A 23,138-nucleotide genomic window follows, 5' to 3' on the forward strand; every position below is an offset into this window, starting at 1 on the left:
AAACGGGGTCGGGCGACAGACTTCGGGGCCCAGGAGCACCCCCGGTAGATACAGTAACCGAACGATCGGTCGGGACAAGAGGGCCCGGCGAACCTGTGGACAACTCATCGGGGAGGATCACCGACATGACCGCAATCGAGCCGGGCCGCACCGTCTCCGTCGTCGGCACCGGCACCATGGGCCAGGGAATCGCGCAGGTCGCCCTGGTCGCCGGGCATCGCGTCCGGCTGTACGACGCCGAGGCGGGCCGCGCCGCCGAGGCCGCCCGGACGATCACCGCACGCCTCGACCGCCTCGTGGAGAAGGGCAGGCTCACCGCCGCCGACCGCGACGCGGCCCGCGCCCGGCTGCTCCCCGCCGCGCGGCAGGCCGAACTCGCCGACTCCGCCCTCGTCATCGAGGCGATTGTCGAACAACTCGGCGCCAAACAGAACCTCTTCAGCGAGCTGGAATCGGTCGTCCCCGACGACTGCCTGCTCGCCACCAACACCTCGTCCCTGTCGGTGACCGCCGTCGCGGGGGCCCTGCGCCTGCCGGGCCGCTTCGTCGGCCTGCACTTCTTCAACCCCGCACCGCTGCTGCCGCTCGTGGAGGTCGTCCGGGGCCACGCCACCGACGAGGCGGCGGCCGACCGCGCGTACGCCACCGTCGCCGCCTGGGGCAGGTCACCGGTGCGCTGCGCCGACACCCCGGGCTTCATCGTCAATCGCGTCGCCCGGCCCTTCTACGCCGAGGCGTTCCTCCTCCACGAGGAGCGGGCCGCCGACCCGGCCACCATCGACGCCGTTCTGCGCGAGTGCGGCGGCTTCGCCATGGGCCCCTTCGAGCTCACCGACCTCATCGGTCAGGATGTGAACGAAGCCGTCACCCATTCGGTCTACGAGTCGTTCTTCCATGACCCGAAGTTCCGTCCCTCACTGGCCCAGCGGCGGCTGGTGGAGTCGGGCCTGCTGGGCCGCAAGGCGGGCAGGGGCTGGTTCGACCACCGGGACGGCGCGCGGAAGCCGCGGGCGCGCACCGCGGAGCCGTGCCAGGCGCCCAAGGCCGTCGGCCTTGACGCCGAGCTGCCCGCCCCCGCCGCCGTCCTGCGGGAAATGATCGAGGACGCCGGCATCACCGTCGCACCGGAGCCCACGGCGGCCGCGCGGGACGGCTTCATCCGGCTGCCCGGGGGTGCCCGTCTCACCCTGACCGACGGCGCTCCCGCCACGGGCGCGGTGCCCGGCGAGCGCGTCATCCGCTTCGACCTGTCACTCGACTACCGGGCGGCGACCCGTATCGCCATAGCGCCGTCCGACACCGCCTCCCCTGACGACGTACGGGAGGCGGCCGGTCTGTTCCAGGCGCTCGGCAAGCAGGTCAGCGTGATCGACGACGTGCCCGGCATGGTCGTCGCGCGGACCGTCGCCATGATCGTGGACTTCGCGGTCGCCGCGGCCGCCCGCGGCGTGGCCGGGCCCGAGGACATCGACACCGCCATGCGGCTGGGCGTGAACTACCCCGGCGGCCCGCTGGAGTGGGCCGACCGGCTCGGTGCCCCGTGGCTGGCGCGCCTGCTGGAGACCTTGGACCGTCAGCTGCCCGGCGGGCGGTACGCGCCGTCCTGGGCACTGAGGCGCCGTGCGGACCGCGATCGTCAGGTGCTGTAATCATGACCATGGCCAAGCGCGACACCTACACGCCCGAATCGCTGCTCGCGGTCGCCGTCGAGGTGTTCAACGAGCGGGGCTACGACGGCACCTCCATGGAGCACCTCTCCAAGGCGGCCGGGATCTCCAAGTCCTCCATCTATCACCATGTGAAGGGCAAGGAGGAGCTCCTCCGGCTCGCGATAAGCCGTGCCCTCGACGAGCTCTTCGCCGTCCTGGACGAGCCGCGCGCCATGGAGGGACGCGCCATCGACCGCCTGGAGCACGTCACCCGGCGCACCGTCGAGGTCCTCATGGCCGAGCTGCCCTACGTGACGCTGCTGCTGCGCGTACGGGGCAACACCGACACCGAGCGCTGGGCGATGGAGCGGCGCCGGGAGTTCGACCACCAGGTCGTCGAGCTGCTCAAGCAGGCCGCCGCCGATGGTGATCTCCGTGCGGACGTGGACGCGCGACTGGCCACCCGGCTGCTCTTCGGCATGATCAATTCCGTGGTCGAGTGGTACCACCCGGGGCGCGGCGGCGCGACGAGCGACGAGGTCGCCGACGCGGTCGTCCGCACCGCCTTCGCGGGGCTGCGCACGTACAGCTAGGCGCCGAGGACCGCGCTCAGCGGTCCCCGACCGGTCCGGCGGCGCCCGGCCCCCCTTCCTGGAGGTCCGTCTCCTCGAAGACCAGCAGCGTGCGGGTGCTGAGCACCTCGTCCATGGCCTGGATGCGGGTCAGCACCAGCTCGCGCAGGGCGCGGTTGTCCTTGGTGTGCACCAGCAGCAGCACATCGAAGTCGCCGCTCACGAGCGCGATGTGGGCGGCGCCGGGCAGCGCCTGGAGCTTTTCTCGGACCGTGCGCCAGGAATTCTGGACGATCTTCAGCGTGATGTACGCCGACGCGCTCTGGCCTGCCCGCTCCTGGTCGACGCGGGCCCCGAAGCCCCGTATGACGCCGTCGTCGATGAGGCGGTTGATGCGCGCGTAGGCGTTGGCGCGCGAGACGTGTACGCGCTCGGCGACGGACCGTATCGAGGCGCGGCCGTCGCACCTGAGCATGCGCAGGATCGCGCGGTCGATCTCGTCGAGCGGTCGTGCGGGCGGTTTGCCGCCCGGAAAGGCCATCTGTTCCTCCGGCATGCCGCCCCGCCTCCCCCTCATGGACGCCCTGTCCATATCTCAGGCTGTGGAGAACCGTTTGTCCACAGGCTGAGGCCGCCTGTAGCCAAAATGTGCCGGCGACCGAACAATCGGTAGGGAGGACGCGCGACGCCATGAGCCGCGCGGCCGGTCAAGCCCGTCCCAAAAGGAGGTGCTCGTCATGACGGTTCTGGAGCAGCCCGGTTCGTACCGGCCCGCCCCGCCCCCTGCCTGGCAGCCCCGCACCGATCCTGCGCCCCTGCTGCCCGACGCGGAGCCGTACCGCCTGCTGGGCACCGACGCGGCGGCCGGCCTCGACCCGGGGCTGCTGAGGCGGATGTACGGGCAGCTCGTCCGCGGCCGGCGGTACAACACCCAGGCCACCGCGCTCACCCGGCAGGGACGGCTGGCCGTCTATCCCTCGTCCACCGGGCAGGAGGCGTGCGAGGTCGCCGCCGCGCTGGTCCTGGAGGACCGCGACTGGCTCTTCCCCAGCTACCGCGACACGCTCGCGGCCGTCGCCCGCGGGCTTGACCCGGTGCAGGCCCTGACGCTGCTGCGCGGCGACTGGCACACCGGCTACGACCCGCACGAGCACCGCGTCGCGCCTCTGTGCACCCCGCTGGCGACCCAGCTCCCGCACGCCGTCGGGCTGGCGCACGCCGCCCGGCTCAAGGGCGACGACGTCGTCGCGCTCGCCATGGTCGGCGATGGCGGCACCAGCGAGGGCGACTTCCACGAGGCCCTCAACTTCGCCGCTGTCTGGCAGGCCCCCGTCGTCTTCTTCGTGCAGAACAACGGCTTCGCCATCTCCGTCCCGCTGGCCAAGCAGACCGCCGCCCCCTCCCTCGCCCACAAGGCGGTCGGGTACGGCATGCCCGGCAGGCTGGTGGACGGCAATGACGTGGCCGCCGTCCACCACGTGCTGTCCGAGGCCGTGCGGCGGGCCCGCGGCGGTGGCGGTCCCACGCTCGTCGAGGCCGTCACCTACCGGATCGACGCCCACACCAACGCGGACGACGCCACCCGCTACCGCAGTGACGCCGAGGTCGAGACCTGGCGCGCACACGACCCGATCGACCTGCTGGAACGGGAATTGACCGGCCGCGGGCTGCTCGACGACCAGGCCGTACAGGACGAGCGGGACGCCGCCGAGCGGATGGCCGCCGATCTGCGCGAGCGCATGAACCAGGACCCCGAGCTCGACCCCATGGACCTCTTCACCCACGTCTACGCCGAACAGACCGCCCAACTGCGCGAGCAGGCGGACCGGTTGCGCGCCGAGCTCCACGCCGCCGGGGACACCGTCCCGGGCCCACAGGAAGGGACGCTGCGATGACCACCGCGGCTGTCAGGTCCGGCCCCAAGCCCGCCACGATGGCGCAGGCGCTGGGCCGGGCGCTGCGCGACGAGATGGCCGATGATCCGTCCGTCCACGTCCTCGGCGAGGACGTCGGCACGCTGGGCGGGGTCTTCCGCGTCACGGACGGGCTGGCCAAGGAGTTCGGCGAGGACCGCTGTACGGACACGCCGCTGGCCGAGGCGGGCATCCTCGGGGCGGCGGTCGGCATGGCCATGTACGGTCTGCGGCCCGTGGTCGAGATGCAGTTCGACGCCTTCGCCTATCCCGCGTTCGAGCAGCTCATCAGCCATGTGTCCCGGATGCGCAACCGCACGCGCGGGGCGATGCCCATGCCGATCACGGTGCGGGTGCCCTACGGCGGCGGGATCGGTGGCGTCGAGCACCACAGCGACTCCTCCGAGGCGTACTACATGGCCACGCCGGGTCTCCATGTCGTCGCCCCCGCGACCGTCGCCGACGCCTACGGGCTGCTGCGGGCCGCGATCGCCTCCGACGACCCGGTCATCTTCCTGGAGCCCAAGAGGCTCTACTGGTCCAAGGCCGGCTGGGACCCCGAGCGGCCGGAGGCGGTGCCCGGTATCGGCCGCGCCGTCGTCCGCCGCCGCGGCACGTCCGCGACGCTGATCACCTACGGGCCGTCGCTGCCGGTCTGCATGGAGGCCGCCGAGGCCGCCACGGCCGAGGGCTGGGACCTCGAAGTGGTCGACCTGCGCTCGCTGGTGCCGTTCGACGAGGAGACCGTCTGCGCGTCCGTACGGCGCACCGGCCGCGCCGTCGTCGTCCATGAGTCGACCGGGTTCGGCGGGCCGGGCGGGGAGATCGCGGCACGGATCACGGAGCGCTGCTTCCACCACCTGGAGGCACCGGTGCTGCGGGTCGCCGGGTTCGACATCCCGTATCCGCCGCCGATGCTGGAGCAGCACCATCTGCCCGGCGTGGACCGGGTGTTGGACGCGGTCGCCCGCTTGCAGTGGGAGTCGGAGTGGACGTCCCCGGCGGTGGCGTCGGGCATCGGCCCGGAGGGTGGGGTGCTCTGATGGCGGTGGTGCGGGAATTCACGCTGCCGGACCTGGGCGAAGGGCTCACCGAGGCGGAGGTCGTCCGCTGGCTGGTCGAGGTCGGTGACGTCGTCGTGGTCGACCAGCCCGTCGTCGAGGTCGAGACGGCCAAGGCGATGGTGGAGGTGCCGTGCCCCTATGGCGGCGTGGTGACCGCCCGCTTCGGGGAGGAGGGCGCGGAGCTGCCGGTGGGGGCCCCACTGCTGACGGTGGCGGTGGGGGAGCAGGGAGTTTCGGAGAACACCGGGGCCGCCGGGTCCGCCGGGGCGGCCGTGAGTGCGGGGAGCTCCGGGAGCGCGAGTGGCTCGACGGGCTCTGGGAGTTCGCCGGGTGCCGGGAGTCCGACGGGTTCCGGGAGTCCGACAGGCTCCGGAGGTGAGGGGTCCGGCAACGTCCTGGTCGGTTACGGCACGCAGGCGCCCGCCGCGCGGCGCCGCCGGGTCCGTACACCGGACGGCGTGTCCCGGCAGCCCGTACCGGCGTCGCCGCCGCCCGCGCCTGCGGTGGCCTCCGTCGCCGAGCCGACGACCAGGGCGGTGATATCGCCGCTCGTACGGCGGCTCGCGCGGGAGCGCGGCCTGGACCTCGCGCAGGTGCCCGGCAGCGGCCCGGACGGGCTGATCACGCGGGTGGACGTCGAGCGCGCCACCGCCTCGCGGCCGGCACCGCGGGAGGCGGAGTCCGCGCCTGCCGCGGTCCGCTCGGGGGCCGAGGCACAGCGCGTCCCGCTGCGCGGGGTGCGGGGCGTGGTCGCGGAGAAGCTCAGCAGGAGCCGGCGGGAGATCCCGGACGCGACCTGCTGGGTGGACGCCGACGCGACCGAGCTGCTGGCCGCGCGCCGGGCGATGAACGCCGCCGACGGCCCCAAGGTGTCGCTGCTCGCCGTCCTGGCACGGATCTGCACGGCGGCGCTGGCGAAGTATCCGGAGCTCAACGCCACCGTGGACACCGAGGCACGGGAGATCGTGCGGCTGCCGGGCGTCCACCTGGGGTTCGCCGCGCAGACCGACCGGGGGCTGGTCGTCCCCGTCGTACGGGACGCGCACACGCTCGACACGGTCCGCATATCGGAGGAGATCGCCCGTCTCACGGAGGCCGCGCGGGCGGGAGCGCTCAGCCCGGCGGAGCTGACCGGCGGCACGTTCACCCTCAACAACTACGGGGTGTTCGGAGTCGACGGTTCCACGCCGATCATCAACCACCCGGAAGCGGCGATGATCGGGGTCGGACGAATAGTGCCGAAGCCGTGGGTGCACGAGGGGGAGTTGGCGGTACGGCATGTCGTACAGCTGTCCTTCACCTTCGACCACCGGGTCTGCGACGGAGGCACGGCCGGAGGATTCCTGCGGTACGTGGCCGACTGCGTCGAGCAGCCCGCGGTGCTTCTGCGGTCCGTGTGACTGTAGGCGCGGGGTGCGCCTGAGTGGTCGGTGAGGTTCGCGCCGGGAGGCCTCGCCCGCCGTACGCGGGCGCGGCCATACTCGACGGGTGACTGACTATGACGCCGTAGTGCTCGCCGGAGGCGCGGCGCGCAGGCTGGGCGGGGCCGACAAGCCCGGCCTGCGCGTGGGCGGGCGCACGTTGCTGGACCGGGTGCTCGACGCGTGCGCGGACGCCGGGTCCACCGTCGTGGTGGGGCCGCGCCGCCCGACCGTACGGGCCGTGCGCTGGGCCCGTGAGCGGCCGCCCGGCGGCGGCCCGCTCGCCGGGCTCGCGGCCGGGCTGACGCACACGGCCGCGGCCACCACGCTCGTCCTCTCCGCCGACCTGCCCTTCCTGCGGGCCGACACGGTACGGGCGCTGCGCGCCGCTGCCGCCGGTGCCGGGGACGGCGTGGACGGGGTGCTGCTCGCCGACCCCGACGGGCGCGACCAGCCGCTGGTCGCCGCCTACCGCACCGAGTCCCTGCGCCGTGAGCTCGCGCTGCTCGCGACCGAGCACGGTTCCCTCGCCGGGCTCCCCCTCCGCCTCCTCACGGCCGAGCTGTCGCTCGGCCGGCTCACCCACGCCACGGCGTCCTTCGACTGTGACACCTGGGAGGACGTCGCCACGGCCCGCGCGCGCATCAGGGACGATGGGAGCGTGCTCGATGAATGGATCTCCGCTGCCAAGGCCGAACTCGGCATCGACCTCGATGTCGACACGATGGCCCTCCTCGACCTCGCACGCGACGCGGCGCACGGCGTGGCCCGCCCGGCCGCGCCCCTGACGACGTTCCTCGTGGGCTACGCGGCCGCCCAGCGCGGCGGTGGCCCGGAAGCGGTCGCGGAGGCGACCCGCAAGGCGGTGGCGCTCGCCCAGCGCTGGGCGGAGGAGTCGGCCGCCTCCGCCGCCGACGGCATCAAGGACGACCGGCTGGGCCAGCCCGGCCCGTCCGGCCCGTCCGACCGGCCCGGAGCCCCCGGAGAGCCGCGGTGACCGATCCGGAAGCGCCGTCCGCGCTCGACCGCGCCGCCGACGAGGCACTGGCGCTCCTCGCCGACGACCGGCGGGACAAGGGCCGCGGTGGCTCTGGCGGCCCGCATGGGCTCGGTGACAGCCGCGACGGGCTCGGCGGCGGTCACGGTCGCGGCGGCATCGATGGCCGCGATGGCGGTGCCGGCCACCCCACCGGCCCCGGCGACACGGAGGCCACCTGCGGGACATGCGCCTGCGGTGCCCCCACCTGCGGGACCTCCGCACGCGACGCGGCCCGCGACACATCCGCCGGCGGTCCCGGTGACCTCGGTGACCCCGGCGACTCCCCCTCCCCCCGCGATTACGAGTTCCTGTTCGTCGACGAACGACCCGCCGACAAGCCCCCTACCCCCGAACCCCCCTCCCGCTCCCCCCGAGCGACCGCTCCCGAAGCGACCACCCCCATGCCCCCTCCCGCCACCCCCTGGCCCGACGCGCGTGCCGTCGCCGCGCGTGCCGTCGCGGCCCTGCCGCCCGCTGACCGGGCCCTCGACGACGCCCTCGGTCAGGTTCTCGCCGCGTCGCTCGTCGCACTCACCGATCTGCCGTCGTTCGACTCCTCCGCCATGGACGGCTGGGCGGTCTCCGGGCCCGGGCCCTGGCGGCTCCCTCAGGACGGCCCGGCGGGCTCCGCCGGCATCCTCGCCGGCGACGGTCACACCCTCTCGGCGCCCCTGCGCGACGGGCTCGCGGTCCGCATCGCCACGGGTGCGCGCATACCGCCCGGGGCCACCGCCGTCCTGCGCAGCGAGCACGGCGAGGTGACCGAGCAGGACGAGCTCTACGCCACCCGCCACGTCACCCACGGGCAGGACATCCGCCCCCGCGGCCAGGAGTGCCGGCGTGGCGATCAACTCCTGCCCCAGGGCACCCTCGTGACCCCCGCCGTCCTCGGCCTGGCCGCCGCCGCGGGCTACGACCAGCTGTACGTCACCCGCCGCCCCCGCGCCGAAGTGCTCGTACTCGGCGACGAACTGCTGCACGAGGGCCTCCCGCGCGGCGGGCGCATCCGGGACGCGCTCGGCCCCATGCTCGGCCCCTGGCTGCGCGCCCTCGGCGTCGAGGTGACCTCGACCCGGCGCCTCGGCGACGACGCCGAAGCGCTGTACGACGCGCTCGCCGCGTCCACCGCCGACCTCGTGATCACCACCGGTGGCACCGCCTCCGGCCCCGTCGACCACGTCCACCCCACCCTGCGCCGCCTCGACGCGGAGCTGCTGGTCGACGGTGTCGCCGTCCGCCCGGGGCACCCGATGCTGCTCGCCCGCCTCGCGCCCGGGCGCCACCTGGTGGGGCTGCCCGGCAACCCCCTCGCCGCCGTCTCCGGCCTGCTGACGCTCGCCGAGCCGCTGCTCCGTACGCTCTCCGCGCGCCCCGCGCCCGCCCCTTACCGGGCCGGGCTGACGGAGTCCGTGCAGGGACACCCCGCCGACACCCGCCTCGTACCGGTGGTCCACGAGCGCCATGACCGCGTGCGGCCGCTGCGTTTCCACGGCCCCGCCATGCTGCGCGGCCTCGCGTCCGCCGACGCGCTCGCCGTCGTCCCGCCGGGCGGAGCGGCTCAGGGCGCCGGCGTCGGCATCCTCGACCTCCCCTGGAGCGCCGCCGTCGCGGGCTGACGGACAGCCGCGAGCGGCGTCAGCCCCCTGCCCCCTGCCCGGCCCCCGCCTGCTTGATCGTGATCACCCGGTCCGCGAGGTGCAGCGTCGCCGCCTCCGGATCCGTGAAGTGCAGCAGCCGGTGGCCCCGGACGACCGCGACGACGAGGTCCTCGCAGTCGCGCGGCGAGCTCCCCGCCTCCCGCTTGGTGACGGGCCGTTCGACGACGTCCAGCCCGTTCCCGTACGTCAGCAGGTCCTCCAGCACCGAGCCGACGTTCGGGCTCATCATCGACATGCCCAGCAGCCGGCCGGCCGAGCTGGAGCTCGTCACGACCGTGTTGGCACCGCTCTGCCGCAGCAGCGGCACGTTCTCGTCCTCCCGCACGGCGACGACGATCGTGGCGTGCTTGTTGAGCTGCCGCGCGGTGAGGGTGACCAGGGCGGCGGTGTCGTCCCGCTCGGTGCAGACCACGACCTGCGCGGCCCGTTGCAGCTCCGCACGCAGCAGCGTGTCGGAGCGCGTCCCGTCGCCCAGGACGCCCACCAGGCCGTCGCCCGCCGCGGCGTCCACCGCCTTCTTCTGCGGGTCGACCACGACGATCTTCTCCTTGGGCTTGCCCTGCCCGAGCAGGGTCTCGATCGCGTGCCGGCCCTTGGTGCCGTATCCGACGACGACGGTGTGCTCTCGCATCCGGGACCTCCAGCGGTGGACGCGCACTTGCTGGCGGGTCCGTTCGGTCAGCACCTCCAGGGTGGTGCCGACCAGAATGATCAGGAACAGCACGCGCAAAGGCGTGATCACGAAGATGTTCGTCAGCCGCGCCGCGTCGCTCACGGGCGTGATGTCGCCGTAGCCGGTGGTCGACAGGGTGACGGTCGCGTAGTAGGCCGAGTCGAGGAAGTCCACGGCGCCGTCGGAGTTGTCGTGGTAGCCGCCGCTGTCGAAGTGGACGAGCAGGGTCGTGGCGGCCAGGACGGACAGCGCCATGACGAGCCGGCGCAGCACCTGCCGCAGGGGGGCCGCCACCTGTTGGACGGGCATCACGATGGCGCGCCCGGCCTCCGCGTCGTCCTCGCTCTCGCTCCGGGTGCGGTGCCAGAGCGACCGGAGCAGGGAGCGTCCGGTCGCCTTGCCGGTGGGGGGCGCGGTAACCATGCGCTCCATGTTCCGCGATGTGTTCCCCGATCCGCCGCAGGACCCGGGGGTAGCCTCGCGGACATGTATGCGATCACCATTACCGAACCCGGCGGCCCCGAGGCCCTGGTGTGGACCGAGGTGCCCGACCCCGTACCCGGCGAGGGCGAGGTGCTGGTCGACATCGTCGCCAGCGCCGTCAACCGCGCCGATGTGGTGCAGCGTCAGGGCTTCTACGACCCGCCGCCCGGCGCCTCCCCGTACCCCGGCCTGGAGTGCTCCGGCCGGATCGCCGCGCTCGGCCCCGGGGTGAGCGGCTGGGCGGTCGGCGACGAGGTGTGCGCCCTGCTGGCGGGTGGCGGTTACGCGGAGAAGGTCTGTGTGCCGGCGGGGCAGTTGCTGCCCGTACCGGACGGCATGGACCTCGTCACGGCGGCCTGCCTGCCCGAGGTCACCGCGACCGTATGGTCCAACGTCTTCATGGTCGCCCACCTGAGCCCCGGCGAGACGTTCCTGGTCCACGGTGGCGGCAGCGGCATCGGCACGATGGCCGTCCAGCTGGCGAAGGCGGTCGGCGCGCGCGTGGCCGTCACGGCCGGCAGCCAGGACAAGCTGGAGCGCTGCCGCGAGCTGGGCGCGGACATCCTCATCGACTACCGCGAGCAGGACTTCGTCGAGGAGCTGCGCAAGGTGACGGGCGGCGTCGGCGCCGATGTCGTCCTCGACATCGTCGGCGCGAAGTACCTCGCCCGGAACGTCGACGCCCTCGCCGTCAGCGGCCGTCTGGTCATCATCGGCCTCCAGGGCGGCCGGACGGCCGAACTGGACCTGGGCGCGCTGCTCACCAAGCGGGCCGCGGTGCTGGGCACGTCCCTGCGGAGCCGGCCGCTCCAGGAGAAGGCGGCGATCGTGGCGGCGGTGCGGGAGCACGTCTGGCCGCTGATCGCCGGCGGGCGGGTACGGGCAGTGGTCGACCGGACGATGCCGATGCGGGACGCGGCCGAGGCGCACCGCGTCGTGGAGCAGAGCTCGCACGTGGGCAAGGTCATCCTCACCAACGGCTGACCTGAGCCCTCGAGACCGCCGAAGCCCCCGAGACCCCCGAGGCGTACGCGCCGTCGCCCCGCACGCCCCCGTCACCCTCGCACGCGCCGTCACCCGCACGGCCGCTCAGCGCGCCGCGTGGCGGGCGGCGTGTGAGGGTGAGGACGTGGTCGGAGGAGCGCGCGCGATATCCCTGGCCCGGCGGGCCGTTTCGCCGGCCGGGCCGGTCCTGGCGGCCGTCGTCCTGGTCGTCCTGGCCGCCTCCGCCACGCAGGGCGCGCAGCGCCCCGACCCGCCCGCCGCCCTTCCCTCGGCCGACACGTCGCCGCCCGCCGCCCGCGTCGCGCCCACCTCGCTCCCGGCGCCGCCGCCCCCGCCCCTGCCGCCCCCGTCGCCGGGCGCCGCCACGGACGACACGCTCGCCGGCAACACCGCGGGAGAGGGCCGTACGCACCCCGGCCGGGCCACCGAACCGGCGTCCGCGCCGGAGAGCCCACCCGCCGCGGACGGCGCGGGCACCTCCTCCGACCGGCCGTCCGACACGCCGTCCACCCCGGGCCGCCCGGCCACCGGCCCGGCCCGGCCCGAGCCCGGCCCGCACCCCCACGACCAGGCCGAAGCCGGCCGGCCGCACCCTCAGGGGCCACCTCCGAAGGCGTACGAAGCGGAGCCCGCGCCCCCCGGAGCCGGGACCCGGCGCGGAAAGCCCATGGCCGACGCGGACCACGTCATGCGCGTCCTGCCGCTGGGCACCGGGATGGCCCTCACCGGCCTGGGACTCGGCTTCTTCGCCCTGCGGCTACGGCGCGCGAGGTGAACAGGGGGCGCGCGCCGGGACGGGACGCACGGTGGATCAGGCGTGTGCGGGGGCATCACCTGGGGGAAATCACATGTGCGAGAGAATGGCGGCATGGATATGCCGAGGAATGAACGGTCGCAGGAGAGCCCGCAAGTCCTGGTCGTAGGCCCGGACGGCATGGCTCTCGGCAGCACCAACCCCGGCAACGGGGAAGGTGACGACGAGTCGCGCGAGGTCCCCGTGACGGAGATGGTCGAACAGCCCGCGAAGGTCATGCGCATCGGCAGCATGATCAAGCAGCTTCTGGAGGAAGTACGGGCAGCGCCTCTGGACGAGGCGAGCCGGGTCCGGCTCAAGGAGATCCACCACAGCTCCGTCCGTGAGCTGGAGGACGGGCTGGCGCCCGAGCTCGTCGACGAGCTGGAGCGCCTCTCCCTGCCCTTCACCGATGACACGATCCCCACCGAGGCGGAACTGCGCATCGCGCAGGCACAGTTGGTCGGCTGGCTGGAAGGGCTCTTCCACGGCATCCAGACCACGCTGTTCGCCCAGCAGATGGCGGCCCGCGCCCAGTTGGAGCAGATGCGCAGGGCCCTGCCGCCCGGCGTCCTCGGCGACGACGACGGCGAGGGCCCCCAGCACGGCGGAGCACGCTCCGGCCCGTATCTGTAAGAGCCCCCTGTAAAAGCTCTCTGTAAAGCCTCTGCGAAGGCCGTCCCCGCAAGCCCGAGGGCCGGCTTGCGCGTGTGCCCGGTACGTCCGCTCAGGACGTACCGGGCACACGCGTAAGAGCTCCCGCGGTTACGACGCCGGGTCACCCGTCGACACGGTCAGCACGAACATGTCGCTCGGCGACTTCGGGTCGAACGGGTCGCCTTCCTTGGGCGTCTGGCCGAGCACCGTGCCCTTGCCCCAAGTGTTCTCGTTCTGCTGGTCGATGCGGTACTTCCAGCCGGCCGCCTGCAGGCACTCCTTGACCGAGTCGACGTAGAAGTAGCTGAAGTCGGGCGCCGACTTCTTCGACTTGTCGTTGTAGTACTCGTAGGCCTTCGTGCACTTTTCCTTGTTGATGGCCTTGGACCGGTCGCCCTCTTTGTGCTTGCTCTGCGTGCCGCCGGTGGCGCCCGTCGTCCCGCCCGTGGAGCCGCCGGTCGTGCCGCCCGCCGGGGCGCCGGTCACCGGTGCCTGGGACGCCTTGCCGTTGTTCGCCTCGTTGCCCTTGTCGCCGTTGCCGTTGAGGGCGATCGCCGCGATCACGCCGATCACCGCGAGGACGGCGACGACGCCCGAGCCGATGATGACCGGCTTGTTGCTCTTGCCGCCGCCGGACGGCGCGGGCGCCGGAACGTACGGAGGCGGGGTGGCCGGACCGCTCTGGAAGCCCTGGGCGGGCGTCTGGTAGCCCTGCGGCCCCGGGGGCGGGGTCGAGGGCCCGTAGCCGCCGTACGGGCCCGCTGCGGGCGGCTGGTACGGCGTCTGGACGCCCTGCGGGCCGGGCGCGGCGGTCTGCTGGTCGACGGGCGGGAAGACGGCCGAGCCGACGCCCGCGCCGCTGCGCGCCGGCGGACCGCCCGCGATGATGATCGGCGAGGCCGCGGACTGCGCCGTGCCCGCCACCCGCGCGCACTCGTCCCGCATCGACTCGGCGCTGGGGAAGCGCTCGTTCGGGTTCTTCTTCAGGGCCCGGGCCACGAGCGCGTCGACGGCCGGCGGGATCGAGCGGTTGATCGAGGAGGGCGCGACCGGCTCCTCCTGGACGTGCGCGTACGCGATGGCCAGCGGCGAATCGGCGTCGAACGGCAGCCGCCCGGTCAGCAGCTCGAAGAGCATGATGCCGACCGAATACAGGTCCGAACGTGCGTCGACGCCGCGCCCCAGCGCCTGCTCCGGCGAGAGGTACTGCGGGGTGCCGACGACCATGCCGGTCTGGGTCATCGAGGTGACGCCCGACTGCATGGCGCGGGCGATGCCGAAGTCCATGACCTTGACCACGCCGCGCTTGGTCATCATCACGTTGCCGGGCTTGATGTCCCGGTGGACCAGGCCCATCTCATGGCTGACCTCGAGCGCGGCCAGCACATCGGCGGTGATCTTCAGCGCCTTCTCGGTGGGCATGGCGCCGTACTGCCGGACGTCGGTGTCGAGCACGGAGCGCAGCGGCTGGCCCTCGACGTACTCCATGACGATGTACGGCATGGTCGAGCCGTCGAGGTCGTCCTCGCCCGTATCGAATACCGAGACGATGTTGGTGTGTGTGAGCTTGGCGACGGCCTGCGCCTCGCGCCGGAACCGCTCGCGGAAGGACGCCTCGCGCCCCAGCTCGGTGTGCAGTGTCTTGATGGCGACCTGGCGGTCCAGGACGCTGTCGTACGCCAGGTGGACCGAGGCCATGCCGCCTTCGCCCAGCAGGTCGCGCAGCTGGTAGCGGCCGCCATTGACAGACCGGCCCGCGTAGCGGCCTTGTGCGCCGTCCTGGCTCATCGTTCTACTTCCCCCTTGGGCGCACTGCCTGACGTACTGGGACCGGATTGGTTCCGGCTCCGTGCGATATATCTCGGCCAAGTCTGCCCGAGGCCACGGGCACGTCAAGCCGCGTGCCCGTTCCGTGACGGGATGCGCGACAAGCCGTCACGAGATTTGCCTTGCTCAGGCCCATCCAGGTTTGATAGCGCGTCCATCCCGGACCGGCGCGCGGCCTGGAGCCTGTAGCGTGCCTTAACGGAAGACCGTTTTCCCCGCAGCGCCTCCCGCGCGAAGCGGCCAGACACGACGGCGAGGACTGATGGCACAGACGCAGAGCGCCCAGGGTCCGATGGACCCTGACGCCAACGGGGGCGGTATGCCCGATGTGCCTGAAATGTGGGGTAATGGCGGACTGGTCGGCGACGGCCGCTACCGCCTCACCCACCGCCTCGGCCGCGGCGGCATGGCAGAGGTGTTCGCCGCCGAGGACGTACGCCTCGGCCGCACGGTCGCGGTGAAGCTGCTCCGCTCCGACCTCGCCGAGGACCCGGTCTCCAAGGCGCGCTTCACGCGCGAGGCGCAGTCGGTCGCAGGCCTCAACCACCACGCGGTGGTGGCCGTCTACGACTCGGGCGAGGACACCGTCGGCCGCAACGTCGTGCCGTACATCGTCATGGAGTTGGTTGAAGGCCGCACCATCCGCGACCTGTTGCTCGATGCCGAGGCACCGCCGCCCGAGCAGGCCCTCATCATCGTCTCGGGTGTGCTGGAAGCGCTGGCCTACAGCCACCAGCACGGCATCGTCCACCGCGACATCAAGCCCGCCAACGTCATCATCACCAACGCCGGCGCCGTCAAGGTCATGGACTTCGGCATCGCCCGCGCCCTGCACGGCGCGGCGTCCACCATGACCCAGACCGGCATGGTCATGGGCACCCCGCAGTACCTGTCGCCCGAGCAGGCCCTGGGCAAGACCGTCGACGCGCGCTCGGACCTCTACGCCACCGGCTGCCTGCTCTACGAACTGCTCGCGCTGCGCCCGCCGTTCACCGGCGAGACCCCGCTTTCGGTCGTCTACCAGCACGTTCAGGACACTCCCGTACCGCCGTCGCAGGTCCTCGGCAGCCTGCCGCCCGAGCTCGACGGGCTGGTCATGCGCTCCCTCGCCAAGGACCCGGACGACCGGTTCCAGAGCGCGGAGGAGATGCGCGGGCTGGTCCAGTACGCGCTGCAGATGCTCAACGAGGGCGGCGCCCACACCGGCAGCTGGGACACCGGCCCGGTCGCGCACGCCACCGCCGCCACCCAGGCCCTCGGCATGGGCGGCATGGCCGGCACCACCGCCATGCCGCACCCGGTGCACGGCAACACCTCGCAGCAGCCGCTCATCCCGTCCCGCGGCGGTGACGACGGCGGCTACGGCGGCAACGGCGGCCGGGGTCGTGGCAACGGCGGCAGCAAGGGCAGGATGCTGCTGGTCGCGGTGCTCGCCGTGCTCGCGATCGCGGCGGGCGTGGTCTACGCCATAAATATGAGCAAGACGGGTGGCGGCGCCCAGCACGAGAAGAAGAAGCCCTCTGTCTCCTCGTCCCCTTCCAACCCCAGTCCCTCCCACAGCCCCCGCAAGGAGAGCCCCGCCCCGCAGACCGGCGGTGGCACCACGGGCAACGGCGGCGTCACCGAGCCCTCGACCGGCGACGAGGACGTGACCGACGAGCCGACCAGGCGTCACTCGAACGAGCCGACGAACGGCGCTTCGAGCGAGCCCTCGGGCCACTCCTCGGCATCCAGCGACACCACGACCGGCGGCACGACCGGCGGCGACAACAAGCCGTCGGCGAGCGCCGACCCCGGCGGGGCGACCGGCAGCACCAACGGCAATACGACCACCAGTGGCAACACCAACCAGGGCGGCGCCAACGCCGGCACCGTCCAGGGTGCCACCGGCGTCACGGGCTGACCGCCCGCCGCCGTTCAGTCGGTGAACGCGTCGCGTACGTCCTCGTACGCGTGCGTCCACCACACCGACAGCGCCGCCGACGCCGGGAAACCGGGGTCGGCGCGGTGGTCGCCCAGCTGGTAGCGCCAGCGCAGCATCCAGAAGTCGTTGAGCCGCTCCCACCACACCCGGTGCACCGCCGCCGCCAGTTCCGCCGTTCCCGCGCCGCACGCGCGCCGGTACGCGCGCGCGTAGGGGCGTATCTTCGCGAGGTCCAGCGTGCCGTCGGGGCGCAGGAAGAAGATCACGGCGGCCCGTACGGCCTCTTCGGCGCGGGGCTGGACGCCCAGGCGGTCCCAGTCGACGATCGCGGCGGGCTCGCCGCCCCGGTAGAGCAGGTTGAGCGGGTGGAAGTCGCCGTGCACCCAGCCGCGGGCGGGGGCGGCGGCAGGCCGGCGGTGGGCGTGGCGCTCCAGGAGGGCGCGGCGTTCGACGAGCCGGTGCTCGGCGAGTTCGTCGAAGGAGTCGCGGGGGCCGCGGCGAACGAGCGCGAGAAGGTCCTCGATGAGGGCGTACGTGTCCTGGGGATCCGCGGAGGCGTCATCGTCCTGTCCCACCCCTGAGAGGCCCACAGGCGGCCTCTCAGGGCGTTGCAGGGCCTCGTCGTCCCCCTCGGCCTCCAGGCAGACCTTCTCCAGGCACATGTGCACATGGCCCAGCAGCGCGCCCAGCCGGCGGGACTGGGCGTGGGTCAGCTCGCCGCCGGCGCGGTGGCGGCCCTCGATCCAGGGGTGGAGGGCGTAGCAGCGGCCGTCGAGGACGGTGACGGTGGAGCCCTCGCGGTCGGCGACGGGCGGCGCCACGGGCAGGCCGAGGGCGGCCAGGCGCAGGGTGACGTCGTGCTGGCGGGCGATGGCAGCGTGGTCGCCGTCGAGGTGGTGCTTGAGGAAGAAGTGGCCGCGGGTGGTGACGAGGCGGTAGCCGCGGTTGAGGAGGCCCTCGGTCAGCGGCACGCAGGAGACCGGCTCGCCGGCCTGTCCGTAGCGGCGCAGGAGTGCGTGCAGGGTGTCGTCGCCGGGCCCCGGGAGGCCGCCGTCCCCCTGAAGTCCCCCGGGGGGAGAGGCGAGAGAGGGGACAAGTGAGCGCGGCACGCTCCAAATGTTAGATCAGGCTGAGTGCGCGACCTGTCGTGCCGGGACGCCTTCCAGGCGGTGGAGGGTGATGAACTGCGGTTCGATGCACAGGTATTCGGGCTCGAAGGGCGCGGCGTCCGCGGTGCGCGGGGGACGGCCGAAGCGGTCGAGCTCGGCGGGGCCGGGGGTGAAGAGCCGTGCGGTGCCGACGAATTGCACGGTCCAGACGTCCTCGTCGCCCTCGGGGCGGTCGCTGAGGTTGTCGGCGCCGTACGCGACGACGTTGCCGTCGCACGCCTGGGCGTAGCCGAAACCGCCGTGGAGGCGCAGCAGGACCTGGCGGCCGGCCACGATGTGGCGGGCGACGGTGACGAAGGGCAGCGCGCGCATGCTGACCGACACCCTGCCGTAGGGGGTGCGGCCGAGCAGTTCGAGCGCGCGGTACTGGTCGCGGTCGCCGTGACCGGCGTCGTGACCGTCTGAGGGCCCGGTGGGCGCGGAGAACATGGTCACCACTGTGCCCTCTCGCCCCACGGCCCTATAGGGGCACCCGCCCCTTTACTTCAGGACGTTGGTCCCGAATCACCCTTTTAGGGGTGTCCAGGGGTGCGCTCGGGGCAGAAGTCGCAGGTCAGCGTTTTTCCGCCTGGAGGCGGGCGACGTACGCGGCCGCCTGCGAGCGCCTCTCCATGCCCAGCTTGGAGAGCAGGCTGGAGACATAGTTCTTGATCGTCTTCTCGGCGAGGTGCAGCCGCTCGCCGATGGCCCGGTTGGTCATGCCCTCGCCGATCAGGTCCAGGATCCGCCGCTCCTGGTCGGTCAGCGTCGCGAGCCGGCCGTCGCCCTTGCGGTCCTTGCCGTCGCGCAGCCGCTCCAGCACGCGGGCGGTCGCCACGGGATCCAGCAGGGATTTCCCGGCCGCGACATCCCGTACGGCCGAGAGCAGCTCATTGCCACGGATCGCTTTCAGTACGTAACCGGACGCGCCCGCCATGATCGCGTCGAACAACGCTTCGTCATCCGCGAAGGAGGTGAGCATCAGGCATTTGATGTTCTCGTCCTGGGAGCGGATTTCCCGACAGACTTCCACCCCGCTGCCATCCGGGAGACGTACGTCCAGAACAGCGACGTCCGGCCGCGTCGCCGGAATGCGCACCAAGGCGTCGGCGGCCGTTCCGGCCTCGCCGACGACCTCGATGTCGGCCTCCACGGAGAGCATCTCGTGCACGCCACGCCTGACGACTTCATGGTCGTCGAGCAGAAATACCGTGATTTTTCGTTGTTCGGGCACAGTGCCAGTCTCACACACCAAGTCTTCCCCTGCTCTTGTCCTCCGGGATAACGTGCGGTCGTTCCGGCAGCTCGCACGGGCTGTGCTCACAAGGACGTGACCAGGAGCGTTGCCCCGCTTTCTCGATTTACTTGGAAATCCAAGCAAAATTGCAGGTCAGGCGGGGTTTCGCAGGAATGCGGCCTTCTGGGTAACGTGCTTATTGCAGGCCTTTAGCCGGGGCACCTGTCACGCCCGGTTCCGGCCTCGGCACACCCACCCCGTGTGCCGTCGGGGATCGAGCGAGCCTTCCCCTGTCTCACGGCGGGGGGACCCCCTCTGGCCGCCGGCGACCCCGGGGGCCGGACAGACGGAGGAGCACACGTGACTGTGGACAGCACTGCCGCGCGCAAGCCGCGCCGTGGCAGCAGCAAGCGGGCCGGGGCCAAGACGGCCGCCGGTGCGGGCGAGCCCGAGCTCGTACAGCTGCTGACCCCGGAGGGCGAGCGGGTCGAGCACCCCGACTACTCCATCGACCTGACGCCCGAAGAACTGCGCGGCCTGTACCGGGACATGGTGCTGACCCGCCGCTTCGACGCCGAGGCGACGACGCTCCAGCGCCAGGGCGAGCTGGGCCTGTGGGCCTCGCTGCTCGGCCAGGAGGCCGCGCAGATCGGCTCCGGCCGGGCCACCCGCCCCGACGACTACGTCTTCCCCACCTACCGCGAGCACGGCGTCGCCTGGTGCCGCGGGGTCGACCCGACCAACCTGCTCGGCATGTTCCGTGGCGTGAACCACGGCGGCTGGGACCCCAACGAGAACAACTTCCACCTCTACACGATCGTCATCGGCTCGCAGGCGCTGCACGCGACCGGTTACGCCATGGGGGTGGCCAAGGACGGTGCCGACTCCGCCGTGATCGCCTACTTCGGCGACGGCGCCTCCAGCCAGGGCGACGTGGCCGAGGCGTTCACCTTCTCGGCCGTCTACAACGCCCCCGTGGTGTTCTTCTGCCAGAACAACCAGTGGGCCATCTCCGAGCCCACCGAGCGGCAGACCCGCGTCCCGCTCTACCAGCGCGCCCAGGGCTACGGCTTCCCCGGCGTGCGCGTCGACGGCAACGACGTCCTCGCCGTCCTGGCGGTCACCCGCGCCGCGCTGGAGCGCGCCCGCACCGGCCAGGGCCCGATGCTCATCGAGGCGTTCACGTACCGCATGGGCGCCCACACCACCTCCGACGACCCGACGAAGTACCGCCGGGACGAGGAGCGCGAGCTGTGGGAGGCCAAGGACCCGATCCTGCGGCTGCGCACCCACCTGGAGCGCGAGGGCCACGCCGACGAGGCGTTCTTCGCCGCGCTGGAGACCGAGTCCGACGCGCTCGCCAAGCGGGTGCGCGACGCCGTCCGCACCATGCCGGACCCCGACAACATGGCGATCTTCGAGAACATCTACGCCGACGGCCACGCCCTCGTCGACGAGGAGCGCGCACAATTCGCCGCGTACCAGGCGTCCTTCGCAGAGGAGAGCAACTGATGGCCGCCGAGAAGCTCTCCATCGTCAAGGCGATCAACGCCTCGCTGCGCACCGCGCTGGAGAACGACCCCAAGGTCCTGATCATGGGTGAGGACGTCGGCAAGCTCGGCGGCGTCTTCCGCGTCACCGACGGCCTGCAGAAGGACTTCGGCGAGGACCGGGTCATCGACACCCCGCTCGCCGAGTCCGGCATCGTCGGCACCGCGATCGGCCTGGCCCTGCGCGGCTACCGGCCGGTGGTGGAGATCCAGTTCGACGGGTTCGTCTTCCCGGCGTACGACCAGATCGTCACCCAGCTCGCCAAGATGCACGCCCGCGCGCTCGGCAAGATCAAGCTGCCGGTCGTCATCCGCATCCCCTACGGCGGCGCGATCGGCGCCGTCGAGCACCACAGCGAGTCCCCCGAGGCGCTGTTCGCGCACGTGCCGGGCCTGAAGGTGATCTCCCCGTCGAACGCCTCGGACGCCTACTGGATGCTCCAGCAGGCCATCCAGAGCGACGACCCGGTCATCTACTTCGAGCCCAAGCGCCGCTACCACGACAAGTCCGAGCTCGACCGGGACGCGATCCCCGCGCCGCTGCACGCCGCGGCCGTCGTCCGCCCCGGCACGGACCTGACCCTGGCCGCGTACGGGCCGATGGTGAAGACCTGCCTGGAGGCCGCCGCCGCGGCCGAGGAGGAGGGCAAGTCCCTGGAGGTGCTGGACCTGCGTTCGATGTCGCCCGTCGACTTCGACGCGATCCAGGCGTCGGTGGAGCGCACCCGCCGGCTGGTCGTCGTCCACGAGGCGCCGGTCTTCCTGGGCACGGGCGCGGAGATCGCCGCCCGGATCACCGAGCGCTGCTTCTACCACCTGGAGGCCCCGGTGCTGCGGGTCGGCGGTTACCACGCGCCGTATCCGCCGTCCCGGCTGGAGGACGAGTACCTGCCGGGTCTGGACCGGGTGCTCGACGCCGTCGACCGCGCGCTGGCGTACTGAGGGGGACAGGAGAGCCGTGACGATGACTGCAAGCACTGCCAACGACCAGCGCTTCCGCGAGTTCAAGATGCCCGACGTGGGCGAGGGGCTCACCGAGGCCGAGATCCTCAAGTGGTACGTGGCCGTCGGGGACACCGTCTCCGACGGGCAGGTGGTCTGCGAGGTGGAGACCGCCAAGGCGGCCGTGGAGCTGCCGATCCCGTTCGACGGCGTGGTGCACGAGCTGCGCTTCGCCGAGGGCACGACCGTGGACGTGGGCACGGCGATCATCTCCGTGGACACGAACCCGGGGGCCGGGCCCGCCGAGGCCGCCGCGCCGGCGGCGCCCGCCGCCGAGCCCGAGCCCGAGACGCAGGGCCGGCAGGCCGTGCTCGTCGGGTACGGGGCCGCGCCCTCGTCGACGAAGCGCCGGGCGCGCAAGGAACGGCCCGGGGCGGAGTCCTCGGTGGCGGCCGCGGTGCAGGCGGAGCTGAACGGGCACACGGTGCCGGCCCCTGCCGCGCCCGCCGCCCCGGCCGCTCCCGTCCCGCCCGCCGCCGGTGGCGACCGGCCGCTGGCCAAGCCGCCGGTCCGCAAGCTCGCCAAGGACCTCGGCATCGACCTCGCCACCGTCACCCCGACGGGCGCGGACGGCGTGGTGACCCGGGAGGACGTGCACGCCGCGGCCACCGCCGCCGTGGAGCGGACGGCACCCGCGCAGGCGGTCGCCGCCCCCGGTGTCGTGGCGGAGGCGGCACCGGCGGCCCAGGCGGCCCCCGGGGACCTCGCCGCCCGGGAGACCCGGATCCCCGTCAAGGGCGTCCGCAAGGCCACCGCACAGGCGATGGTGGCCAGCGCCTTCACCGCGCCGCACGTCACGGAGTTCATCACCGTCGACGTGACCCGCACGATGAAGCTCGTACAGAAGCTGAAGACCGACCCGGACATGGCCGGGCTGCGGGTCAATCCGCTGCTGCTGGTCGCCAAGGCGCTGCTCGTCGCGATCAAGCGGAATCCGGACGTCAACGCCGCCTGGGACGAGGCCAACCAGGAGATCGTCCGCAAGGACTACGTCAACCTCGGCATCGCGGCCGCCACGCCGCGCGGCCTGATCGTGCCGAACATCAAGGACGCGGGGGCGAAGACCCTCCCTGAGCTGTCGGCGGCGCTGGGCGAGCTGATCGCCACCGCGCGCGAGGGGAAGACCAGCCCGGCGCAGATGTCCGGCGGCACGGTCACGATCACCAACGTCGGCGTCTTCGGCGTCGACACCGGCACGCCCATCCTCAACCCGGGCGAGTCCGCGATCCTGGCCTTCGGCGCGGTCAAGCTCCAGCCATGGGTCCACAAGGGCAAGGTCAAGCCCCGCCAGGTGACGACCCTGGCGCTCTCCTTCGACCACCGCCTGGTCGACGGCGAGCTCGGCTCGAAGGTCCTCGCGGACATCGCGGCGGTCCTGGAGAACCCGCAGCGCCTGATCACCTGGGGCTGACGGCCGGACGGCGTTGATCACCACGGTCGGTTGAATTCAAAACGATTCTGCCGGCCGGGGTAATCGCCAAAAGGCGAACCCATGGACAAAGGGCCCGGACGCTCCCTCCTCA

Annotated in this window: 20 protein-coding genes; 14 read left to right on the forward strand and 6 right to left on the reverse strand. The window is 72.6% G+C overall.

Annotated elements, in window-relative coordinates:
* Nucleotides 1–125 precede the first annotated feature (125 nt).
* On the forward strand, nucleotides 126–1,649 hold the full coding sequence (locus ACZ303_RS02540) for a 3-hydroxyacyl-CoA dehydrogenase (protein ID WP_467334263.1): 1,524 nt from the start codon (nucleotides 126–128) through the stop codon (nucleotides 1,647–1,649).
* A gap of 2 nt (nucleotides 1,650–1,651) precedes the next feature.
* Nucleotides 1,652–2,242: a TetR/AcrR family transcriptional regulator gene (locus ACZ303_RS02545; RefSeq protein ID WP_467334264.1), complete on the forward strand. Its 591-nt coding sequence runs from the start codon at nucleotides 1,652–1,654 to the stop codon at nucleotides 2,240–2,242.
* Between the two features lie 16 nt (nucleotides 2,243–2,258).
* Here the strand turns inward: ACZ303_RS02545 and ACZ303_RS02550 are convergent, their stop codons facing one another.
* On the reverse strand, nucleotides 2,259–2,777 hold the full coding sequence (locus ACZ303_RS02550; RefSeq protein ID WP_467334266.1) for an Lrp/AsnC family transcriptional regulator: 519 nt from the start codon (nucleotides 2,775–2,777) through the stop codon (nucleotides 2,259–2,261).
* Nucleotides 2,778–2,958: 181 nt separating this feature from the next.
* Here ACZ303_RS02550 and pdhA (ACZ303_RS02555) point away from each other — a divergent pair, with 181 nt between their 5' ends.
* The 5 genes from pdhA (ACZ303_RS02555) to ACZ303_RS02575 all read left to right on the forward strand — a co-directional run bounded on the left by pdhA (ACZ303_RS02555) (nucleotide 2,959) and on the right by ACZ303_RS02575 (nucleotide 9,274).
* Nucleotides 2,959–4,116, forward strand: coding sequence for a pyruvate dehydrogenase (acetyl-transferring) E1 component subunit alpha (gene pdhA, locus ACZ303_RS02555; protein ID WP_467334268.1), 1,158 nt, complete (start codon nucleotides 2,959–2,961; stop codon nucleotides 4,114–4,116).
* The gene (locus ACZ303_RS02560) at nucleotides 4,113–5,177 is read left to right on the forward strand and encodes an alpha-ketoacid dehydrogenase subunit beta (protein ID WP_467334270.1); all 1,065 of its coding nucleotides are present in this window, start codon (nucleotides 4,113–4,115) and stop codon (nucleotides 5,175–5,177) included. The genes pdhA (ACZ303_RS02555) and ACZ303_RS02560 overlap by 4 nt, the downstream gene beginning before the upstream one ends.
* A complete protein-coding gene (locus tag ACZ303_RS02565; protein WP_467334272.1) occupies nucleotides 5,177–6,598 on the forward strand; it encodes a dihydrolipoamide acetyltransferase family protein in 1,422 nt (473 codons plus the stop codon). The genes ACZ303_RS02560 and ACZ303_RS02565 overlap by 1 nt, the downstream gene beginning before the upstream one ends.
* An 88-nt stretch (nucleotides 6,599–6,686) precedes the next feature.
* A complete protein-coding gene (locus ACZ303_RS02570) occupies nucleotides 6,687–7,616 on the forward strand; it encodes an NTP transferase domain-containing protein (RefSeq protein WP_467334274.1) in 930 nt (309 codons plus the stop codon).
* The gene (locus ACZ303_RS02575) at nucleotides 7,613–9,274 is read left to right on the forward strand and encodes a molybdopterin molybdotransferase MoeA (protein ID WP_467334276.1); all 1,662 of its coding nucleotides are present in this window, start codon (nucleotides 7,613–7,615) and stop codon (nucleotides 9,272–9,274) included. The genes ACZ303_RS02570 and ACZ303_RS02575 overlap by 4 nt, the downstream gene beginning before the upstream one ends.
* Before the next feature lie 19 nt (nucleotides 9,275–9,293).
* Here the strand turns inward: ACZ303_RS02575 and ACZ303_RS02580 are convergent, their stop codons facing one another.
* Entirely contained in the window at nucleotides 9,294–10,412 is a 1,119-nt protein-coding gene (locus ACZ303_RS02580) for a potassium channel family protein (protein WP_467334277.1), read from the reverse strand.
* Nucleotides 10,413–10,475: 63 nt separating this feature from the next.
* Between ACZ303_RS02580 and ACZ303_RS02585 the strand changes: the two genes are divergently transcribed.
* From ACZ303_RS02585 to ACZ303_RS02595, 3 genes are all read left to right on the forward strand, one after another.
* Nucleotides 10,476–11,456: an NAD(P)H-quinone oxidoreductase gene (locus tag ACZ303_RS02585; protein WP_467334279.1), complete on the forward strand. Its 981-nt coding sequence runs from the start codon at nucleotides 10,476–10,478 to the stop codon at nucleotides 11,454–11,456.
* A 145-nt stretch (nucleotides 11,457–11,601) separates the two neighbouring features.
* Nucleotides 11,602–12,252, forward strand: a complete 651-nt coding sequence (locus ACZ303_RS02590) for a hypothetical protein (protein ID WP_467334280.1) — start codon at nucleotides 11,602–11,604, stop codon at nucleotides 12,250–12,252.
* 93 nt (nucleotides 12,253–12,345) lie between these two features.
* Nucleotides 12,346–12,906 carry a bacterial proteasome activator family protein gene (locus ACZ303_RS02595; RefSeq protein WP_467334282.1) on the forward strand — a complete coding sequence of 187 codons (561 nt, stop codon included), beginning with the start codon at nucleotides 12,346–12,348 and terminating at the stop codon, nucleotides 12,904–12,906.
* A gap of 129 nt (nucleotides 12,907–13,035) precedes the next feature.
* On the opposite strand, the gene ACZ303_RS02600 is transcribed toward ACZ303_RS02595, so the two are convergent.
* Nucleotides 13,036–14,715 (reverse strand): protein kinase domain-containing protein, encoded by a 1,680-nt coding sequence (locus ACZ303_RS02600; protein ID WP_467334284.1) that lies wholly within the window; start codon nucleotides 14,713–14,715, stop codon nucleotides 13,036–13,038.
* A 301-nt stretch (nucleotides 14,716–15,016) separates the two neighbouring features.
* Between ACZ303_RS02600 and ACZ303_RS02605 the strand changes: the two genes are divergently transcribed.
* Nucleotides 15,017–16,657: a protein kinase domain-containing protein gene (locus ACZ303_RS02605; protein ID WP_467334286.1), complete on the forward strand. Its 1,641-nt coding sequence runs from the start codon at nucleotides 15,017–15,019 to the stop codon at nucleotides 16,655–16,657.
* Between the two features lie 14 nt (nucleotides 16,658–16,671).
* On the opposite strand, the gene ACZ303_RS02610 is transcribed toward ACZ303_RS02605, so the two are convergent.
* The 3 genes from ACZ303_RS02610 to ACZ303_RS02620 all read right to left on the reverse strand — a co-directional run bounded on the left by ACZ303_RS02610 (nucleotide 16,672) and on the right by ACZ303_RS02620 (nucleotide 19,060).
* Complete coding sequence (locus ACZ303_RS02610) at nucleotides 16,672–17,787, reverse strand: phosphotransferase (protein ID WP_467334287.1); 1,116 nt, start codon at nucleotides 17,785–17,787, stop codon at nucleotides 16,672–16,674.
* A gap of 15 nt (nucleotides 17,788–17,802) precedes the next feature.
* Complete coding sequence (locus ACZ303_RS02615; protein ID WP_467334289.1) at nucleotides 17,803–18,276, reverse strand: pyridoxamine 5'-phosphate oxidase family protein; 474 nt, start codon at nucleotides 18,274–18,276, stop codon at nucleotides 17,803–17,805.
* 124 nt (nucleotides 18,277–18,400) lie between these two features.
* Entirely contained in the window at nucleotides 18,401–19,060 is a 660-nt protein-coding gene (locus ACZ303_RS02620; protein WP_215083341.1) for a response regulator, read from the reverse strand.
* 363 nt (nucleotides 19,061–19,423) lie between these two features.
* On the opposite strand from ACZ303_RS02620, the gene pdhA (ACZ303_RS02625) reads away from it, so the two are divergent.
* The 3 genes from pdhA (ACZ303_RS02625) to ACZ303_RS02635 are packed head-to-tail and all read left to right on the forward strand — an operon-like array spanning nucleotide 19,424 to nucleotide 23,026.
* On the forward strand, nucleotides 19,424–20,575 hold the full coding sequence (gene pdhA / locus ACZ303_RS02625) for a pyruvate dehydrogenase (acetyl-transferring) E1 component subunit alpha (protein ID WP_467334293.1): 1,152 nt from the start codon (nucleotides 19,424–19,426) through the stop codon (nucleotides 20,573–20,575).
* The gene (locus ACZ303_RS02630; protein WP_467334295.1) at nucleotides 20,575–21,555 is read left to right on the forward strand and encodes an alpha-ketoacid dehydrogenase subunit beta; all 981 of its coding nucleotides are present in this window, start codon (nucleotides 20,575–20,577) and stop codon (nucleotides 21,553–21,555) included. The genes pdhA (ACZ303_RS02625) and ACZ303_RS02630 overlap by 1 nt, the downstream gene beginning before the upstream one ends.
* Before the next feature lie 22 nt (nucleotides 21,556–21,577).
* Nucleotides 21,578–23,026: a dihydrolipoamide acetyltransferase family protein gene (locus ACZ303_RS02635; protein ID WP_467334297.1), complete on the forward strand. Its 1,449-nt coding sequence runs from the start codon at nucleotides 21,578–21,580 to the stop codon at nucleotides 23,024–23,026.
* Nucleotides 23,027–23,138 lie beyond the last annotated feature (112 nt).

Source organism: Streptomyces sp. NPDC023527 (genome assembly GCF_055560115.1).

What these genes read in the sequence shown, in the direction of transcription:
- ACZ303_RS02540 (WP_467334263.1), top strand. Translation starts at nt 126, where the DNA reads ATGACCGCAATCGAGCCGGGCCGCACCGTCTCCGTCGTCGGCACCGGC.
- ACZ303_RS02545 (WP_467334264.1), top strand. Translation starts at nt 1,652, where the DNA reads ATGACCATGGCCAAGCGCGACACCTACACGCCCGAATCGCTGCTCGCG.
- ACZ303_RS02550 (WP_467334266.1), bottom strand. Translation starts at nt 2,777, where the DNA reads ATGCCGGAGGAACAGATGGCCTTTCCGGGCGGCAAACCGCCCGCACGA.
- pdhA (WP_467334268.1), top strand. Translation starts at nt 2,959, where the DNA reads ATGACGGTTCTGGAGCAGCCCGGTTCGTACCGGCCCGCCCCGCCCCCT.
- ACZ303_RS02560 (WP_467334270.1), top strand. Translation starts at nt 4,113, where the DNA reads ATGACCACCGCGGCTGTCAGGTCCGGCCCCAAGCCCGCCACGATGGCG.
- ACZ303_RS02565 (WP_467334272.1), top strand. Translation starts at nt 5,177, where the DNA reads ATGGCGGTGGTGCGGGAATTCACGCTGCCGGACCTGGGCGAAGGGCTC.
- ACZ303_RS02580 (WP_467334277.1), bottom strand. Translation starts at nt 10,412, where the DNA reads ATGGTTACCGCGCCCCCCACCGGCAAGGCGACCGGACGCTCCCTGCTC.
- ACZ303_RS02585 (WP_467334279.1), top strand. Translation starts at nt 10,476, where the DNA reads ATGTATGCGATCACCATTACCGAACCCGGCGGCCCCGAGGCCCTGGTG.
- ACZ303_RS02595 (WP_467334282.1), top strand. Translation starts at nt 12,346, where the DNA reads ATGGATATGCCGAGGAATGAACGGTCGCAGGAGAGCCCGCAAGTCCTG.
- ACZ303_RS02600 (WP_467334284.1), bottom strand. Translation starts at nt 14,715, where the DNA reads ATGAGCCAGGACGGCGCACAAGGCCGCTACGCGGGCCGGTCTGTCAAT.
- ACZ303_RS02605 (WP_467334286.1), top strand. Translation starts at nt 15,017, where the DNA reads ATGGCACAGACGCAGAGCGCCCAGGGTCCGATGGACCCTGACGCCAAC.
- ACZ303_RS02615 (WP_467334289.1), bottom strand. Translation starts at nt 18,276, where the DNA reads ATGTTCTCCGCGCCCACCGGGCCCTCAGACGGTCACGACGCCGGTCAC.
- ACZ303_RS02630 (WP_467334295.1), top strand. Translation starts at nt 20,575, where the DNA reads ATGGCCGCCGAGAAGCTCTCCATCGTCAAGGCGATCAACGCCTCGCTG.
- ACZ303_RS02635 (WP_467334297.1), top strand. Translation starts at nt 21,578, where the DNA reads ATGACTGCAAGCACTGCCAACGACCAGCGCTTCCGCGAGTTCAAGATG.